The organism is Desnuesiella massiliensis (assembly GCF_001403615.1).
Lineage (GTDB): Bacteria > Bacillota > Clostridia > Clostridiales > Clostridiaceae > Desnuesiella > Desnuesiella massiliensis.
On record NZ_LN879457.1, the window covers coordinates 1,048,728 to 1,066,784 of the forward strand.

Annotated in this window: 14 protein-coding genes, 5 tRNA genes and 1 riboswitch; of the genes, 17 read left to right on the forward strand and 2 right to left on the reverse strand. The window is 31.6% G+C overall.

What is annotated here, in order from left to right; genetic code table 11:
• Positions 1–99 precede the first annotated feature (99 nt).
• The 4 genes from spoIID to mreB all read left to right on the forward strand — a co-directional run bounded on the left by spoIID (position 100) and on the right by mreB (position 4,061).
• On the forward strand, positions 100–1,149 hold the full coding sequence (spoIID, locus tag BN2665_RS22850) for a stage II sporulation protein D (protein WP_055669402.1): 1,050 nt from the start codon (positions 100–102) through the stop codon (positions 1,147–1,149).
• A gap of 354 nt (positions 1,150–1,503) precedes the next feature.
• Positions 1,504–2,262 carry a M23 family metallopeptidase gene (locus BN2665_RS22855; protein ID WP_055669403.1) on the forward strand — a complete coding sequence of 253 codons (759 nt, stop codon included), beginning with the start codon at positions 1,504–1,506 and terminating at the stop codon, positions 2,260–2,262.
• A 400-nt stretch (positions 2,263–2,662) separates the two neighbouring features.
• Positions 2,663–2,917 carry a sporulation transcriptional regulator SpoIIID gene (spoIIID, locus tag BN2665_RS22860; RefSeq protein ID WP_055669404.1) on the forward strand — a complete coding sequence of 85 codons (255 nt, stop codon included), beginning with the start codon at positions 2,663–2,665 and terminating at the stop codon, positions 2,915–2,917.
• A 109-nt stretch (positions 2,918–3,026) separates the two neighbouring features.
• A complete protein-coding gene (gene mreB / locus BN2665_RS22865) occupies positions 3,027–4,061 on the forward strand; it encodes a rod shape-determining protein (protein WP_055669405.1) in 1,035 nt (344 codons plus the stop codon).
• 132 nt (positions 4,062–4,193) lie between these two features.
• Here mreB and yyaC read toward each other — a convergent pair whose 3' ends face one another.
• Entirely contained in the window at positions 4,194–4,721 is a 528-nt protein-coding gene (gene yyaC / locus BN2665_RS22870) for a spore protease YyaC (RefSeq protein WP_055669406.1), read from the reverse strand.
• Positions 4,722–4,833: 112 nt separating this feature from the next.
• On the opposite strand from yyaC, the gene BN2665_RS22875 reads away from it, so the two are divergent.
• The 7 genes from BN2665_RS22875 to metK all read left to right on the forward strand — a co-directional run bounded on the left by BN2665_RS22875 (position 4,834) and on the right by metK (position 7,656).
• The gene (locus BN2665_RS22875) at positions 4,834–5,427 is read left to right on the forward strand and encodes a hypothetical protein (RefSeq protein WP_055669407.1); all 594 of its coding nucleotides are present in this window, start codon (positions 4,834–4,836) and stop codon (positions 5,425–5,427) included.
• 221 nt (positions 5,428–5,648) lie between these two features.
• A tRNA-Thr gene (locus BN2665_RS22880) sits at positions 5,649–5,723 on the forward strand.
• A 4-nt stretch (positions 5,724–5,727) separates the two neighbouring features.
• Positions 5,728–5,813 (forward strand) — tRNA-Tyr (locus tag BN2665_RS22885).
• A gap of 7 nt (positions 5,814–5,820) precedes the next feature.
• A tRNA-Val gene (locus tag BN2665_RS22890) sits at positions 5,821–5,896 on the forward strand.
• 24 nt (positions 5,897–5,920) lie between these two features.
• A tRNA-Thr gene (locus BN2665_RS22895) sits at positions 5,921–5,995 on the forward strand.
• 4 nt (positions 5,996–5,999) lie between these two features.
• Positions 6,000–6,085: transfer RNA gene (locus BN2665_RS22900), tRNA-Tyr, on the forward strand.
• A gap of 182 nt (positions 6,086–6,267) precedes the next feature.
• Positions 6,268–6,370: riboswitch (SAM riboswitch) on the forward strand.
• Between the two features lie 110 nt (positions 6,371–6,480).
• Positions 6,481–7,656 carry a methionine adenosyltransferase gene (gene metK / locus BN2665_RS22905; RefSeq protein ID WP_055669408.1) on the forward strand — a complete coding sequence of 392 codons (1,176 nt, stop codon included), beginning with the start codon at positions 6,481–6,483 and terminating at the stop codon, positions 7,654–7,656.
• 42 nt (positions 7,657–7,698) lie between these two features.
• Here metK and nagA read toward each other — a convergent pair whose 3' ends face one another.
• Positions 7,699–8,826: an N-acetylglucosamine-6-phosphate deacetylase gene (nagA, locus tag BN2665_RS22910; protein WP_055669409.1), complete on the reverse strand. Its 1,128-nt coding sequence runs from the start codon at positions 8,824–8,826 to the stop codon at positions 7,699–7,701.
• A gap of 198 nt (positions 8,827–9,024) precedes the next feature.
• Here nagA and recD2 point away from each other — a divergent pair, with 198 nt between their 5' ends.
• The 6 genes from recD2 (at position 9,025) to prfB (ending at position 17,971) form a co-directional block, all read left to right on the forward strand.
• Entirely contained in the window at positions 9,025–11,256 is a 2,232-nt protein-coding gene (gene recD2 / locus BN2665_RS22915) for an SF1B family DNA helicase RecD2 (protein WP_055669410.1), read from the forward strand.
• 79 nt (positions 11,257–11,335) lie between these two features.
• The gene (locus tag BN2665_RS22920) at positions 11,336–12,355 is read left to right on the forward strand and encodes a hypothetical protein (RefSeq protein ID WP_055669411.1); all 1,020 of its coding nucleotides are present in this window, start codon (positions 11,336–11,338) and stop codon (positions 12,353–12,355) included.
• The gene (locus BN2665_RS22925) at positions 12,328–13,008 is read left to right on the forward strand and encodes a ComF family protein (RefSeq protein ID WP_074042424.1); all 681 of its coding nucleotides are present in this window, start codon (positions 12,328–12,330) and stop codon (positions 13,006–13,008) included. The genes BN2665_RS22920 and BN2665_RS22925 overlap by 28 nt, the downstream gene beginning before the upstream one ends.
• 533 nt (positions 13,009–13,541) lie before the next feature.
• A complete protein-coding gene (gene hpf / locus BN2665_RS22930) occupies positions 13,542–14,072 on the forward strand; it encodes a ribosome hibernation-promoting factor, HPF/YfiA family (RefSeq protein ID WP_055669413.1) in 531 nt (176 codons plus the stop codon).
• A 194-nt stretch (positions 14,073–14,266) separates the two neighbouring features.
• Positions 14,267–16,771: a preprotein translocase subunit SecA gene (secA, locus tag BN2665_RS22935; protein ID WP_055669414.1), complete on the forward strand. Its 2,505-nt coding sequence runs from the start codon at positions 14,267–14,269 to the stop codon at positions 16,769–16,771.
• An 86-nt stretch (positions 16,772–16,857) separates the two neighbouring features.
• Positions 16,858–17,971, forward strand: a protein-coding gene (gene prfB, locus BN2665_RS22940; protein ID WP_195892735.1) for a peptide chain release factor 2 whose coding sequence is annotated in 2 segments (ribosomal slippage) — positions 16,858–16,935 and positions 16,937–17,971 — 1,113 coding nt in all. Because the reading frame shifts where the segments join, the coding sequence is not laid out codon by codon here.
• Positions 17,972–18,057: the final 86 nt, after the last annotated feature.

Consider the following 18,057-nt stretch of genomic DNA (forward strand, 5'->3'; position numbering starts at 1 on the left):
TAGATTAGGGCGTTTTTAGAAAAATCACTAGTCAACCTACTTCACTATTTTTCGTCTTTGATTAGTTATTTTTCCTCATATGCCTAAGAGGAGGAGTAGATGAAAAGTAGAATATTAGTGTTAAAGTTAAGAAATATAGTGCTTTTTGTATTATTTATATCCTTTCTTTTGATTCTATTACCACTTTTATTAATGGGACTTGACCATAAAAAAAGTACTATTGAGATGGATAAGAGTAGAAAAGAAGAAGGTTGGTCATTAAATAGTAACAGTGTAAAATTTGACTCTAAAACAGAAATTAATTTGTATTTAACAAAAGAAGATAAAACTATCAAGATGAATTTAGAAGAGTATGTAATGGGGGTAGTGTCAGCAGAGATGCCAGCATCTTTTGATATAGAAGCATTAAAAGCTCAGGCTGTTGCAGCTAGAACCTTTGCTTTATCGAAAATATTAAATAAGTGTATGCAAGCAAAGGGAGGAGACATATGTGATTCTACTCACTGTCAAGTTTATATGAATATTAATGAGAGAGTAAAGACTTGGGATAGTGCTAAATCAAAAGAATATTTAGAAAAGGTAAAGAAAGCCATAAAGGATACGGAAAATCTGGTAATTACTTATAATAATGAAATTATAAAAAGCCCTCAATATTTTGCAGTTAGTTCAGGAAAAACGGAGAACTCTTGGGAAGTTTTTGCATCTAAGGAACCATATTTAGTATCTGTAGATAGTCCCGGAGAAGAGCAAGCACCTAAATTCACCTCAGTAATTGATATAAAGGTAAAAGACTTTATTTTTAAAGTAAATAATAATATAAAAGATGCAAAACTGAGTACAAGCAATTTAAAAAGTGCGGTTAAAATACTAAATAGGAGTGAAGGAGGAGCAGTTAAGGAAATAAAATTAGGAAATAAAATAATTTCAGGAGTGCAATTTAGAATGATTTTTGGGTTAAATTCAGCTAATTTTACGATAAATTATGGCAAAGATAGTATTAGTATAAGTTGTAAAGGATATGGTCATGGAGTTGGCATGAGTCAATGGGGAGCCAATTCTATGGCTAAGACAGGAAAAAATTATATAGAAATAATAAAGCATTATTATAGTGGAACTGAAGTGAAAAATCTACAAAACTATATTAATTAATCTACATAACTAATTTGCTTTATATGCATTATAAAAGCTCTAATGTATTCTTTATGTATATGTATCCTAGAATTGAACTAATTGAGTATGGATGTTCATGATAATGAAATATAATAATCCTAATACAATGCATGTAGTACATTAAGAAAAAATTAAATTTAAAGTTTTTTCTTAATGTACTTTTTTTATATAAGAAATTAGAATTATTTTGTTTATATGAAACAAAGCTTAAGAGATAACAATGTATGAATAGGAATAATTTGTAGAAATAAATAGAAATAAATAGAAATAAAATTGCTAAATATATGTATTTTTTTTATTGCACTGGACAGACTAGAAAAAGGAGGTGTTCATATGGACAAAAAAATTCATGACAAATCATCTAACTTTTTTAAAAAGGAGGGATTTTATGTAATACTATTTGTTTGCTTGTGCATTGTTGCTACTGTAGCGGCCATATCTGCAAGAAATAGCAGAGATGCCAAGTCTAAACCGCCAGTAGTTGAAAATAAGCAATCAGAAAACAAGGAAGTTGCTTTAGAAAGCAAAGAAGAGACTAAAAGCAATATAGATAATGCTCTTCAAGTAAAAAAGAATGAGCAAGATAATACTGCAAATAAGAATAGTGTTACAGTTCCCAAAGATGGTAAAGATTCAGCTGCTGTATCAAAATCTGTAGATACAACCTTTGATAAGCCAGTAGAAGGATATTTAGCGAGAGAATATACTACGGAAACTATTTATTGTGATACTTTAAGTACTTGGAGAACTAAATCTGGAATGGATATAAAGGCAGACTTAGGAAAAAAAGTAGTTGCAGTGCTTGATGGGGTTGTAGAAAAGGTTGATAACGATAAAACAGAGTTAGGTCAATATGTAATTATTAACCATCAAAATGGATTAAAGTCTATTTATGCAAACCTTGATGAGGCTGCTTTAGTTAAACAAGGACAAAAAGTAACTAAAGGGCAGCAAATAGGTAAGGTTGGAAAATCAGCAGGTAATTATAGCAGTGAAAAATATGGAGATCACTTAAACTTTAAGGTTTTAAAAGATAATGTTGAAGTAGATCCATCAAAATACGTAAAGTACACTACAGCATCTAAAAATTAGTCTAGGTTAGAAAAGAATAACTAGTCAAATTATGCAGGATAAAGTAGTAGATTGACTATTTATTTTTCAGAGATTCCTAAATGCTCAGCGGTTTTATTATATTTTAAAGAAAGTGTTATATTTCAATTTCTTAAAATCCGCTGAAAGTTGGTATTTATAGGGGAACAGATTGAAGCTTAACTTGTATTTGTTCCTAAGTGGTATTTTAAAGCCATTGAAGCACTTGTATGAGTTAGTGCTTTAAATTGTTTCCCTATAGAGGTCCTAAAATTAGCCATTTGATAATTTAAAGTATATAAGTGGCTGAGCAAAATAAATGATTATGTCAAATTTTTAAAAAAGTAATTTAAGCAAGTCAAAATGCATATTTATAAATATAAAAAATTAAGGAGGTAGCATTTTGAAAGACTACATTGAAGAAAGAGTTCTAGAAGTGGCAAAATATATTATTGATTCAAAAGCTACAATAAGAAAAACTGCAAAGATTTTTGGAGTAAGCAAAAGTACTATCCATAAAGATATGACCGAAAGATTGCCTAAAATAAATCCCACTATAGCTCAAGAAGCTAAAATAATATTGGACTTAAACAAATCAGAAAGGCATATTAGAGGTGGAAAAGCTACTAAATTAAAGTATAAAGCTATTGAAGGATAGAATCATTCCTAGTATAATAAAAAAAGAAGAATTTTGTAATGTTACACATGAATAACATTTTTTTTGAAGATTTTTCTAAAAATATATATAGTAGGAGTGGAATTATATAATGTGGTTTTGGAGCATGGGAACAGATATGGGTATAGATTTAGGTACAGCTACAGTATTAGTATATATTAAAGGAAAAGGGGTAATCTTAAAAGAGCCTTCTGTAGTGGCTATTGACAAAGTAAATAATAAGGTATTAGCTGTAGGTGAAGAAGCTAGAAAAATGATAGGGAGAACTCCTGGGAATATTGTAGCACTTCGTCCTTTAAAAGATGGTGTTATATCTGATTATGATGTTACAGAAAAGATGCTTAAACATTTTATTAGAAAAGCCTGTGGAAAAAGAAGAATTTCTGCTCCAAAGGTAATGGTATGTGTTCCATGCCAAGCTACAGAAGTTGAAAAAAGAGCAGTAAGAGATGCTGCTATACATGCAGGAGCTAAGAAAGTGTATCTTATAGAAGAGCCATTAGCTGCAGCTATAGGTGCAGGAGTAGATATAACTATACCTAGTGGAAATATGGTAATAGATATCGGAGGCGGTACAACTGATGTTGCTGTTATTTCTCTAGGCGGTATAGTTGTTAGGTCTTCTATTAAAATAGCTGGTGATAAATTTGATGAAGCTATAATGAAATATATTAGGAAAAAGCATAAACTTATGATAGGTGAGAGAACAGCAGAAGACCTTAAAATAAATGTAGGCTCAGCTTTTAAAAGAGAAGAAGAGGTTTACATGGATGTAAAGGGAAGAGATTTAATTACAGGTCTACCTAAAAATATAACTGTATCCTCAGAAGAAATGAGAGAAGCATTACATGAAACTATTACTGCCATAGCAGAAACTACTCATAACGTTTTAGAAAAAACTCCGCCTGAGCTAGCTGCAGATATTGCAGAAAAAGGAATTTTAATGACTGGTGGAGGTTCACTTTTAAATGGCTTGGATAAATTAATTGAACATGTGACTAAAGTTCCAGTAAGAGTAGCTGATGAAGCTGTTTCCTGTGTAGCTATAGGTACGGGTAAAGTATTGGATTTTATTGATAAATTAGATGTTACACTAAATGATAGTGAGGTAGCATTGATTGATTAAAATGCAAGGAACATAAATGCTCTATAATTATTTATAATTATAGAGCATTTTTTTATACAGAATTATAAGAAATTACTTTGAAGATAGAGTAAATAGAAATAGTTAAATATATACCTAAAAACTAAGATATATTTAAATTTTATTGTTTAAATATATAGTATGAAACAATGAATCCACTATTATTTTAGCCATATCAAATATTAAGCTTAATCTAATGCTTCTGTTAGTAAAGAGTTCAGTACTATCGCTAGTATCAACTATTCCAATAATAGAATTTTCGCCCACATCGGGTAAGGATTTACCAACACCTTTTCCAGGGTGAATAGGGTAATCTCTGCAATGTATTTCTCCTATAGCATTGCCATCGCCTAGACAAGCATCAATTCCTAAAATATTTGACTTAGGATGAAGAAATTTCACTTCTGAAAGCTTTTGATCGATATTTAATGCATGAATAGGGGTAGATATAGTACCGTATACTGGTAGAGGGAAAAATTTATCTTTAAGTAGAGTTCCTACTAATGGACCTAAACAGTCACCAATGCATCGATCAGTTCCAATACAAACAATTACTGTGTTGTTATTTATATAATCCTTTAAAAAGTATGAAATTTCATAATATGCTAATGGATTTTTATGATGTATTTTTATTTTGTTCAATAACAGCACCCCCTCATTAATGTATATGAATAAAGGGTTAATATTATTAAAGTTGTGAATAAAAAAACTTATAATTGGAAAATAATTAAGAAGAAGTGAAGGGGTGATATAAATGAACAAAAAAATATTGAGTGGCGTTATTATATTAATAACAATTATAAGTGTGTTCATAATGTTGTTTTATAACAATGATATAAGTAAAGAAAATAAAAAAGAAGATGAGGGAAAAATAGAAGTAAGAAAAGAATTAAATAGTCAAAAGCTTAATAACTTAAACACACAAAACAATGAAGATGTTAAAAAGCCTTTAGAGGATAAATCCATAGTTAAAAATAAGCAAGAACAGAAAGAAGGAAAGGATACAAAAGATAATAAAAAAGAAGTCCCCACAAATGAGCCTAATAAAAATGATAATAGTGTAAATGTAAGGGATGAAAGTGCTTTAGTATTTAAAGTATCAAAGGATAATATTCCAAAACAATTAACTTTTATTGAAAAAACTAAGCTATTATCTATTTTGAGGAAACTTTCTTCTATAGATTATGCAAAGATAAATGAATCTTTGAGTAAAAGCAATGAGCTTGAAGCAGCAAAGGAAGCTCTTAATCTACTAAAATTAAGACTGAATAGTAGGGATTATAAAGAGATAAAAGATATTTTATCTAGGTTTATTGATAATATAGATATTTTAGAAAATAATATTTAATAAAGCTTTAATAGGTATAGCAAGAGGGCGTTGTATATAATATATATTATATCCTTAAAAAATAATCTTGCATAATAAATTGAAGAATGATGAAGAATTATGAAGGAATTTAAGAATAGTTAACTATAGAGGCTCGTTTTGGCATTTGAAAGCTTTAAAGTAATCTGGTATATTATTCTTTGTCAGCGGCGCTAAGCGCTGAGGACTGAAAACAAAATGATGCTGGCATGGCTCAACGGTAGAGCAGCTGACTTGTAATCAGCAGGTTGTAGGTTCGATTCCTATTGCCAGCTCCAATATGGAGGAATTCCCGAGTGGCCAAAGGGGGCAGACTGTAAATCTGTTGTCGGACGACTTCGATGGTTCGAATCCATCTTCCTCCACCATTAATAAGGGCGCATAGCTCAGCTGGGAGAGCATCTGCCTTACAAGCAGAGGGTCACAGGTTCGATCCCTGTTGTGCCCACCATTTATAAAATATAAAATTAAATATGCTGGCATGGCTCAACGGTAGAGCAGCTGACTTGTAATCAGCAGGTTGTAGGTTCGATTCCTATTGCCAGCTCCAACTTGGAGGAATTCCCGAGTGGCCAAAGGGGGCAGACTGTAAATCTGTTGTCGGACGACTTCGATGGTTCGAATCCATCTTCCTCCACCATAAAAGACGGTTAAACGTCTTTTTTTTCTATCTGTAGATTTTGAATCTAAAATGTATAGATAGAAACAATTTTTAAGCATTAATTCTAAACCAATCTAAATATAGCAAATTTATTTCAAAATTATTATTGACTATATTTATACCGTATGTTAAAATCTCTGTTGTAGTAAAATTAGATATAACTCTTATCAAGAGAGGCGGAGGGACAGGGCCCGATGAAACCCGGCAACCGGTGTAACACACTATGGTGCCAATTCCAGCAGTTATAAATCTGCAAGATAAGAGGAATGCCGAAAATAGGCCTCTTCTTATTGAAGGGGTTTTTTATTTTTTATTAAATTATTGAAAGGGGTGAAAACTGCAATGAAGATTTAAATTCGTTGCAGGGATGGTATATGAAAAGATTATTTACATCAGAATCAGTTACAGAAGGACATCCAGATAAAATTTGTGACCAAATTTCAGATGCTATACTAGATACTATTTTAGCTAAAGATCCTAACGCAAGAGTTGCTTGCGAAACTGCTGTTACTACAGGAATGGTAATGGTTATGGGGGAAATATCTACAAACTGTTATGTGGATATTCCTAAGGTTGTAAGAAAAACTATAGAAGATATAGGATATGTAAGAGCAAAATATGGATTTGATAGTGATACTTGTGCTGTTTTAACTTCTATAGATGAGCAATCTGCTGATATAGCTATGGGAGTTGATGAAGCTCTTGAATCTAAGGCAGGACAAATGGATAAGCTAGAGGCTATAGGAGCTGGTGACCAAGGTATGATGTTTGGATTTGCTACAAATGAAACTCCAGAATATATGCCTTTACCAATAGCAATGGCTCATAAACTATCTAGAAGGCTATCAGAGGTAAGAAAGAATGGTACCTTAACATATTTAAGACCAGATGGAAAAACACAAGTTACTGTTGAATATGATGACAATAAGCCAGTAAGAATTGATACTATTGTTATTTCAACTCAACATGGTCCAGAAGTTTCTCATGAACAGATTGAAGCAGATTTACATTCACATGTTATTAATGCTGTGGTTCCACAGGAACTCTTAGATGACAAAACAAAGTACTATATAAATCCAACAGGTAGATTTGTAATCGGAGGACCTCAAGGTGATTCTGGACTTACAGGAAGAAAGATAATAGTTGATACATATGGCGGATATGGAAGACACGGCGGTGGTGCTTTCTCTGGAAAGGATCCAACAAAGGTTGACCGTTCAGCTGCTTATGCTGCAAGATGGGTTGCTAAAAATTTAGTGGCATCAGGTGTATCAGACAAGTTAGAGATAGAATTAGCTTATGCTATAGGTGTAGCAAAACCAGTTTCTATAGAAGTAGATACTTTTGGTACTGGAAAAATAGCAGATGATAAGATTGTAGACATAATTGAAAAAGTATTTGATTTAAGGCCAGCAGCTATTATAAGAGATCTTGACTTAAGAAGACCAATTTTTAAGCAAACCGCTGCTTATGGACATTTTGGAAGGACTGATCTAGATCTTCCTTGGGAAAGATTAGATAAGGTTGATGAAATAAAAAAATATATATAGTTAAAATAAAAGCATAGCCTCAAAGCTATGCTTTTGTTTTAACTATATAACTTTTCCATTAATAATAACTTTTTTAATGGTTATATCTTCATCAAAGATTAATAGGTCAGCATCAAAGCCTTCTTTTATAGAACCCTTTCTATTTTCAACTTTACATAACCTTGCAGGGTTTAAGGTTGCCATTTTTACAACTTCATAAAGAGGGTAATTTGAATTTTTAACCACGTTTCTTACAGCTGCATCAAGAGTTAATACGGATCCAGCTAAGGCACCATTAGCTAATCTTGCGGCACCTTCCTTTACTACTACATCCTGCCCGCCTAAGGAATACATACCATCTGGCATAGAGCAAGCCATCATAGCATCTGTAACTAAAAGCACCTTGTCTGTACCCTTTTGTTTATAAGCTATTCTAAGAGAAGGATAACTTATATGAATACCATCTGAGATGGTTTCAGTTGTTATTTCTGAATCGAAAATAGCTCCTACAACACCAGCTTCTCTATGATGAAGTCCGGTCATGGCATTAAATAAGTGTGTTGAGTGGCATACACCGCATTTTACACCCTCTATTGCTTCATTATAGGTAGCCTTAGTATGTCCCATAGATACGGTAATATTATTTTCTTTTAAATAAGAAATTAATTCCTTAGCTCCTTCTACCTCAGGTGCTAAAGTGATACTGGTTATAGCATCTATATGTTCACCAACCATAGATTTAAAGGTTTCAATAGAAGGATTTTCAACATATTTTGGATTCTGAGCACCTATCATCTCGGGATTAATAAAGGGCCCTTCTAGATGGGCACCTAAAACATTTGCTCCTTCAGTGCCTATTTCCTTGGCTTTAGCTATAGCTTCTATGGATTTTCTTATATCATCTATAGCACAAGTCATAGTAGTAGGCAAGAAGGATGTAGTACCATGTTTTGAAATAGATTTAGAAATATGATTTAAAGCGTCATAAGTTCCATCCATGGTATCATAACCACCAGCACCATGAATATGAACATCTATAAAACCTGGAGAAACATAAGAACCCTCAGCATCAATAATATCATTGTCATCATGAGTTATAGGATTAATAGCTTTAATTTTTCCATTCTCTATTAGAATACTTCCATCTTCAATTCTGTCATGAAAAATAATTTTACAATTTTTTATTAACATGAAAATCACCTCAATTTAATTTTAATTTTATACTATCAATAAGTCAATTATAAAGCTAAAAATTGATTTATAAAACAAGTTTAAATAAAATAATTTTGGAAATAATTGAAACTAAGGCATATTAGTAGGTTATATATTTTTATAGTTATGATATAATTTATAAAGATAAACAATATAAATTATGTTCGGAGAGTTGTTATGGAAGTAATACAAGGAATTGTTGAAGATATAGTGTTTGAGAATGAAGAGAATGGTTATACTGTTGCCAAAATTAAATATAATAAAGAAATAGTAACAATAGTAGGATGTATTCCTTTTATAAATATGAGTCAAAATCTAAAGCTTTACGGTCAATGGGTAAATCACAATCAATTTGGAAAACAGTTCAAGGTGGAAAACTGTGAAGAAATTTTACCTAGCACTATAGATGGCATCGAAAAATATTTATCTTCAGGGGTAATTTTAGGCATTGGACCTGTAACGGCTAAGAAGATAGTTGAGAAGTTTGGTGAACAGACCTTAGATGTTTTGGATAATAATATTGAAAGACTTAGGGAGATAGAAGGCATAGGGGAGAAAAAAATTGAAATTATATATGAATCCTACTCTAAACAAAGAGAAGTTAAGAACATAATGATATTTTTGCAATCCTATGGAGTAACACCAAATCAATGTGTAAAAATATATAATAGATTTGGCTCTGAAGCAATAAATATAGTTAAGGATAATCCCTATGTTTTAACAGAAGAAATATCAGGCATAGGTTTTAAAACCGCAGATAAGATATCAAGGAATATGGGAGTAGCTAAGGATTCCCCTTATAGAATTCAAAGCGGTATAAAATATGTAGTAAATGAATATTGCGCTTTAGGAAACACATATATGCCAAAGACGAAGCTTATTGAAGAAGCGGCAAAGGTTTTAACTCTATCAGAGGAATTAATAAATAAGAATATTTTAGATTGCGCCATAGATAATAAGATTAAGGTGGAATTAATAGATAATAAAGAAGGGGTATTTTCGATACCTTATTACTACTGCGAATTAGGCATAACCAAAAAGCTGTTAACTCTTGCTTTCTCAAATTACGATGTCATAAACATTGATATAGATGTAGAAATAGAAGAATTTGAGAAAGAAAATAAAATAACCTTTGCAGAATCTCAAAAGGAAGCAATAAAAGGAGTCGTAGACAGCGGAGTTGAGGTAATAACTGGGGGACCCGGTACTGGCAAAACTACAATAATTAAATGTATATTGCAAATTTTTGAGAAGGCTGGTATGTCTGTTGCCATGGGAGCTCCTACAGGAAGAGCGGCAAAAAGAATGACAGAATCTACAGGAAGAGAGTCAAAGACTATCCATAGACTATTGGAATTAGGTTTTGGTGCAGGGCAAGAAGATTCTATGATTTTTTCTAAAGATGAAGAATCACCCCTTGATTGCGATGTTTTGATAATAGATGAAGCTTCTATGATTGACGTGGTACTTATGAATAGCTTATTAAAAGCGTTAAGCGTAGGCACAAGATTAATAATTGTAGGAGATGTTGATCAATTGCCTTCTGTGGGGCCGGGGAACGTTTTAAAGGATATTATTGATAGTAAATGTGTGAAGGTTGTAAGGCTAAAAGAAATTTTTAGGCAAGCACAGGAAAGCTTAATTGTAGTAAATGCGCATAAGATCAACAATGGAGAAATGCCTACTTTAAACGAGAAAGATAAGGATTTTTATTTTATAAAAGAAGAAAATCAGGAGTTTATATTAAATACTCTTATAGAGCTTATAAATACTAGGTTGCCTAAATTCAATTCCTCATGGAACAAAATGCAGCATATACAAATACTATCTCCAATGAAAAAGGGTGTTTTGGGTGTAGAAAATCTTAATATTAAGCTGCAACAAATATTAAATCCTAAAAGCAAGACTAAAGGTGAAAAAATTTATAGAAACACTGTATTTAGAGTTGGGGATAAGGTAATGCAAACTAAAAATAACTATTCTTTGAAATGGAAAAGAATCTCAGGTATGGGTGAGGGTGAAGGAATAGGCGTATTTAATGGAGATATGGGATATATAGAATTTGTAGATGAAGAAGAAGATACTTTAAGCGTAATTTTTGATGAGGAAAGAAGAGTAATATATGAGCATTCCAATTTAGATGAACTAGATTTGGCTTATGCTATAACTATACATAAAAGTCAAGGCAGCGAGTTCCCTGTGATAATTATGCCTCTATTTATGGGAGCGCCATTACTGATGAATAGAAATTTATTATATACTGGAATAACCAGAGCCAAGCAGATGGTAGTATTGACTGGTTCAGTGAAGGCTTTAAAGTTTATGATAGACAATAATAAAAGTTTTGAAAGATATTCATCTTTAAAATGGAGAATATGTGATGTGTTGAATACTGATATTTTTAATTAACTAGTACTAAGTAAAGAGAAATATATAATGAACAATTGGTATTTCTCAAAATTCTTAATTTTTAGAGAGGAAAGATTGTATGAATATTACAAAATCCTTAGATGTTAATGAAGACCTTCAATGGATAAATAATAAAATTGAAAATTGGATTAACAATGAGAATGAAGGAGTTCTAAGTATAGTTTCAGTACCATATAACAGTTGTTTTATATTCCTGAACATGATACTTGATTATATTAACACTAATAAGAGGATACTGTATATTACCAATGAAAAACAAGGCTATATTAATATAATTAATCTTATAAAGAAATATTCTGATGTAAAATCCTATAGTTATGCTAAAAAAAATAATTATGATGATAAAGCCAAATTGATAATCTGTAATCACGAGAACGCTTTTAATATTAAAGAGCATTTTGATTTGGTGATTTATGATGATATAAGCAGCTTTTCAAATTATTCCAAGAAAGATATTGAACGATTATTAATTTGCAGGACTACTTGCAAAATAATTACTTATTCTATTGAGCCTATATTTGACAATGGAACAGTTATTGAAATTCCCATAAAAACAAAGAACCTTCCTATTGCTGAGCCAAGAATTATAAACACTAGAATTGATATTACAAAGGATATACCCTATGTGCTATATGAATATATAAGTTGGTTTACAAAAAATAAGAAGAAGACGTTGATTTATACTCCAGACAAGGATAGAAGTATTAAAGTTTTTGAGTATATGGAGAATATAAAAGATAGGCTTGAATGTAATATATTCTGTTTAGATAAAGACAGAAAACGCATTGAAAATTATGTAAAGGTTAAAGATGTTCCTATTATAGTAATAGCAGAAGGTATTGAGCAAATAGATATGAGCTATGATAATTTAAATATAATATTATATTTTTCAGATGATACTTATTATGATTATAAAAAAATAGTATATTTTTGTGGTAAGGTAGGTGTGAATCTAAATTATAGTGCTGGAGAAATATTGCTTCTATCAAAAGATATAACTGAAGATATGGAGAAAGCAAAAACTATCACTAGAAATTTTAATAAATGGGCATGGGAAAGAGGCTTATTGAATATTTAAGGTATATATTAGAATGCATATTATATGTTATTTATCCTGAGGACACTAAATGTTTACATTGTAATAAAGAATTAGAGAATAGTTCAATTCTATGTGGCAAATGTTTAGACAAAATAAAATTTTGTAAAGAAGCCTATACTATCAATTTAAGAGGCAAACCATTAATTTGTTATAGTGCAACTTTTTATTCAAAGATAGTAAAAGAACTAATAATAAAATTTAAGTATAAGGGATATTTTGCTATAGGAGATTTTTTCTCAAGGGAAATGTATAAGAATTTGTTGCAAAATAATATTGAATTTGATCTAGTAACTTATGTACCTTTAAGTCCTAAAAAAAATTTAAAGAGAGGATATAACCAGTCTAAATATCTAGCTAAAGTAATATCTAAATTATCTAATAAAGCCTGGTCGGAAACATTGATTAAGAAAAAAGATACCAAGGATCAAAAGACTTTAGATAAAGATAAGAGATGGGAAAATCTTAAAAGTTGCTTTCAATTCAATCCTAGGATGGATGTAAAAAATAGAACTATAGTTTTAGTAGATGACGTAATAACATCAGGGGCTACGGCTTATTACTGCGCAGAGGAGTTAATAAAAAATGGAGCAAAATCAGTAATTGTATTGACGGCAGCCAGGAGTATAATGTAATATATTAATGTAAGTTAGGTTTGTGGTTGAAAGTCGATGCCAGTCGCAGGCAAAACGATCCACGTAAGTTAAACAAAAGGTTTAATGAGCATGGTGCGGCTTAGAAGTAAGTCCTGCCATTTTAAAAATGAGAGAGCTAGTAGTGAGAGGGTGATTCTGGGTAGCGAAGGTTCCAGCAGGCGAGTGTGGGGTCAAAGACCAGGTCAACTAACTTATATAAAGTTATTAGTCAATGTATAAGGCTGATGGCTTTATTTTTTTGCTCTGCATAAAGGATCTTCAGAAGATAATTAAGGAGCACAATGGTATATTTGTTCACTATATCTCCTTAACAAGAAGAAATTTAAATTGATTTTTTCGTAAAACTAAAATATAAAAAGGATTATTAAGAGAGAACGACATAAATGTACATAATATTTTGTAAATTCAGATTTAAGAGCTTGTTATAGGAATAAAAATGCTTTAAAATATAATTAAACTAAAACATATTTAAAAGCTAAATAATTTCAACAAAGCAGAGAGGGGCTGAATTTATGAAAATAACAGTAATGGCTAAGAACATACAATTGACAAATGCTTTAAAGGAAGCGGTGGAAAGGAAGCTCTCTAAGCTTGATAAATATTTCAACCCTAACATAGAAGCTCATGCAACTTTAAGTGTACAAAAGAGTAGACAAATCATAGAAGTGACTATACCTTTTAATGGAGTTATACTAAGAGGTGAAGAGTCAAATGAAGACATGTATGCTTCCATAGATTTAGTAGTTGATAAATTAGAAGGTCAAATAAGAAAGCAAAAGACAAAATTGCAAAGAAGGCAAAGTGGAGATTCTTTAAGATTTCAATCAATACCTATGTATGAAGATGATAATGAGGATGAAGAACCTAAAATTGTTAAAACTAAAAAGTTTGCGATAAAACCAATGTCAACTGAAGAGGCTATACTTCAGATGGAACTTTTAGGACATAATTTCTTTGTTTATGAAAATGCTGAAAGTGAAGAAGTGAATGTTATTTATAAGAGAAAAGACGGAAATTATGGATTGATTGAGCCAGAGTTTTAATAGGATATTAAGAGGTGCTTAAATATTGGCACCTCTTTAATTTTTTGAACATGACTAAAAGTTGTTTACTAAAATAAAAAAATGTTAATAATAAGTTAATGGGATTAATTAGTTAATAATGTTGAAATACTTTATATTTCAATGGTATAATTTATAAATGAGTTATTATACAACAGAATGGTGAGGATGAAATTATGGGAATATTAGATAAGATTTTTGGCTCATATAGCGAGAGAGAAGTTAAAAGAATAATACCTATAGTAGATAGAATCGAAGCTTTAGAGTCGGAGATTAAAGCTTTAAGTGATGAGGCGCTAAGAGGTAAAACAGAAGAATTTAAAGAAAGAGTTAGAAAAGGTGAGACTCTAGATGATATACTGCCGGAGGCTTTTGCAGTGGTAAGAGAAGCTTCAGTGAGAACTCTAGGCATGAGACATTTCAGAGAACAGCTAATTGGTGGAATTGTTCTTCATCAAGGTAGAATATCTGAAATGAAAACAGGAGAAGGAAAAACTCTTGTGGCTACACTGCCAGCATATTTAAATGCGTTAAGTGGTAATGGTGTGCATATTGTTACTGTAAATGACTATCTTGCTAAAAGAGATAGGGAATGGATGGGACAAATTTATGAATTTTTAGGTCTTTCTATAGGTGTGATATTACATAATTTAACTCCTGATGAAAGAAGAGTTGCCTATAATTCTGATATAACCTATGGTACTAATAATGAATTTGGTTTCGATTACCTAAGAGATAACATGGTAATATATAAAGAGGAAATGGTACAGAGAAAGCTTAACTTTGCTATAGTAGACGAAGTTGACTCCATTCTTATAGATGAAGCTAGAACTCCCCTTATTATTTCTGGAGAAGGTGAAAAATCTACAGAATTTTATAAGGTTGCAGATTACTTTGTTAAAACCTTAATCAAGGAAAAGGACTTTACTATAGACGAAAAGGCTCATTCTGCTATGCTTACTGATGAGGGCGTTAAAAAGGCTGAAAAATACTTCCATTTAGAGAACTATGCTGACGCAGCGAATATGGAAATTCAACACCATGTTTCCCAAGCATTAAAAGGTAACTATGTAATGAAGATCGATAAAGATTACATGGTTAAGGATGGAGAAGTAATCATTGTTGACGAATTTACAGGAAGACTTATGGAAGGTAGAAGATATAGCGATGGATTACATCAAGCTATAGAAGCAAAAGAAGGAGTTAAAGTGGAAAGAGAGTCAAAAACCTTGGCTACAATTACTTTCCAAAACTACTTTAGAATGTATACTAAACTAGCTGGTATGACAGGTACTGCCTTAACAGAGGAAATGGAATTTAGAGAGATATATGGGTTAGATGTAATAGTAATACCAACACATGAAGCAATACAAAGAACAGATCATCCAGATGTAATATATAAAACTGTAAGAGGAAAGTATAATGCTATTGTAGAAGACATTGCAGAATCCTATAAAAAGGGTCAGCCAGTGCTTGTAGGTACTGTAAGTATAGAAAAATCTGAGGAATTATCAGCCTTTCTTAAGAAAAAGGGTGTTCCACATCAAGTGTTAAATGCCAAATACCATGAAAAAGAAGCTGAGATAGTAGCTCATGCTGGAGAAAAGAGTATGGTTACTATAGCAACAAACATGGCTGGTCGTGGTACTGACATAAAATTAGGAGAAGGTGTGGATAGTCTAGGTGGATTAAAGATTATAGGAACAGAAAGACATGAATCAAGACGTATAGATAATCAGTTAAGAGGACGTTCAGGTCGTCAAGGTGATCCTGGTTCTTCAAGATTCTATATATCTCTTGAAGATGATTTAATGAGAATTTTCGGTTCTGAAAGGCTACAAGGAATTGTAGACAAATTAGGATTAGGTGAAGATGAAGCCATAGAAAGTAAGATGGTAACAAAGGCCATCGAAAATGCTCAGAAGAAGGTTGAAGGTAATAACTTTGACATCAGAAAAACACTGCTTGGTTATGATGATGTTATGAATAAGCAAAGAGAAATTATCTACAAGCAAAGAGCACAAGTATTAGAAGGTCAAACCATAAAATCTGAAATTGAGGATATGCTTAGAGATGTAGTTTATTCTGCGGTAGACTCTCACATAACTGGCGTGGAAGAAAGCTTCAAAGATGATTTAAAGAATTTAATAAACTTTATGGAGGATTTATTTGTTCCTCATAAGAGCGTAACCTTGGAAGAACTGGAAGCTTTATCTAATGATGAAATAAAAGAAAAGTATTTAAGCAAGGCTATAGAAATATATAATTCCAAAGAAACTACCTTTGGAGAGGAACAAATGAGAGAAATAGAAAGAGTGGTACTTCTAAGGGTAGTAGATACTAAATGGATGGATCACATAGATAGTATGGATCATCTAAAACAAGGTATAGGTTTAAGAGCTTATAGACAACAAGATCCAGTTCAAGCATATCAATTTGAAGGAAGTGCTATGTTTGAAGAAATGATCTATAACATTAAACTAGATACTATAAGGTTCTTACTTCATGTTCAAGTTGAGAAGGCTCCAGAAAGAGAAAGAGTAGTTAAGGAAACATCAACAAATTATGATGATTCAGTAAAGAAAGAGCCTATTAAAAAGGATAAAAAAGTAGGAAGAAATGATTTATGTACTTGCGGCAGTGGTAAAAAATATAAAAACTGCTGCGGTAGAGAGGCTTAACCAAGAGCTATTTATAGATTTGCATTCTTGTTTATAGGGTGCAAATCTATTTTATGTTTTAATATTAAATATAAAGAGGTGATTTTGTGATATTACAATTAGAACAAGCTTTACTTAACTTAACCCCATTAAAAATCACATTAGAGGAAATGAGGGCTTCTCTTTGACATCTCAGCTTTAGAAAACAAAATTGATGAGTATGAGCATAAAATGCAAGAGGCTAATTTTTGGGAGGATATCAATAAAGCTCAACAGATAACACAAGAAACAAAGGCATTAAAGGATAAATTGGATAGGTTTCATAGTATAGAAAGTAGAATTGAAGATGTAGAACTATTATCAGAATTAGTGAATGATGATGAAGAAGAAAGCATTAGGGAAATAATTAAAGAGATTAATGATCTAAATAAGGAAGTAGAAGCCTTTAGAATACAGATACTATTATCTGGAGATTATGATAGAAACAACGCAATACTAACCCTTCACGCTGGAGTTGGAGGAACAGACGCTCAAGATTGGACAGAAATGCTTTTAAGAATGTATACAAGATGGTGCGAAAAAAAGCTGTTTAAAGTGCAGACCTTAGATTATTTGCCTGGAGATGAGGCTGGAATTAAAGGGGTTACTTTAAAGATTGTAGGAGAATTTGCCTATGGTTATTTAAAAGCTGAAAAAGGTATACATAGATTAGTTAGGATATCCCCTTTTAATGCTAATGGTAAAAGACAAACCTCCTTTGCTTCTGTGGAAGTGTTACCAGAATTAAATGAAAATCAGGATATAGAGCTAAGATCAGAGGACTTAAAAGTGGATACTTATAGAGCAGGAGGGGCTGGAGGCCAGTATGTTAATAAAACTGAATCTGCCATAAGAATAACTCATATTCCTACAGGAATTGTGGTACAATGTCAAAATGAAAGAAGTCAACATGCTAATAAAGAAGTGGCCTTAAAATTATTAAAGTCAAAACTAATAGAGCTAAAAGAGAGAGCACATAAAGAGAAAATAGAAGATCTAACTGGAGAATTAAAAGATATGGGATGGGGAAGTCAAATAAGATCCTATGTTTTTCAGCCCTATACCCTTGTGAAGGACCATAGAACCTCAGCAGAAAGCGGTAACGTTAATGGGGTTATGGATGGGGAAATAGATATATTTATTAATGAATACCTTAAGCAAAGCAGTAATGGCCAAATTTAATTATTACACTTTAATTCTATAAAAATAAACAAAAGTCCATGAATAGCATTTTTATAAAATGCTATTATTTTTTTATAAGAATTTTT

Coding starts and splice junctions, on each gene's coding strand:
- recD2 (WP_055669410.1), top strand. CDS start 9,025: ATGGAAGTAATACAAGGAATTGTTGAAGATATAGTGTTTGAGAATGAA.
- BN2665_RS22920 (WP_055669411.1), top strand. CDS start 11,336: ATGAATATTACAAAATCCTTAGATGTTAATGAAGACCTTCAATGGATA.
- BN2665_RS22875 (WP_055669407.1), top strand. CDS start 4,834: ATGAACAAAAAAATATTGAGTGGCGTTATTATATTAATAACAATTATA.
- BN2665_RS22855 (WP_055669403.1), top strand. CDS start 1,504: ATGGACAAAAAAATTCATGACAAATCATCTAACTTTTTTAAAAAGGAG.
- mreB (WP_055669405.1), top strand. CDS start 3,027: ATGTGGTTTTGGAGCATGGGAACAGATATGGGTATAGATTTAGGTACA.
- spoIID (WP_055669402.1), top strand. CDS start 100: ATGAAAAGTAGAATATTAGTGTTAAAGTTAAGAAATATAGTGCTTTTT.
- metK (WP_055669408.1), top strand. CDS start 6,481: ATGAAAAGATTATTTACATCAGAATCAGTTACAGAAGGACATCCAGAT.
- hpf (WP_055669413.1), top strand. CDS start 13,542: ATGAAAATAACAGTAATGGCTAAGAACATACAATTGACAAATGCTTTA.
- BN2665_RS22925 (WP_074042424.1), top strand. CDS start 12,328: ATGGGAAAGAGGCTTATTGAATATTTAAGGTATATATTAGAATGCATA.
- secA (WP_055669414.1), top strand. CDS start 14,267: ATGGGAATATTAGATAAGATTTTTGGCTCATATAGCGAGAGAGAAGTT.
- nagA (WP_055669409.1), bottom strand. CDS start 8,826: ATGTTAATAAAAAATTGTAAAATTATTTTTCATGACAGAATTGAAGAT.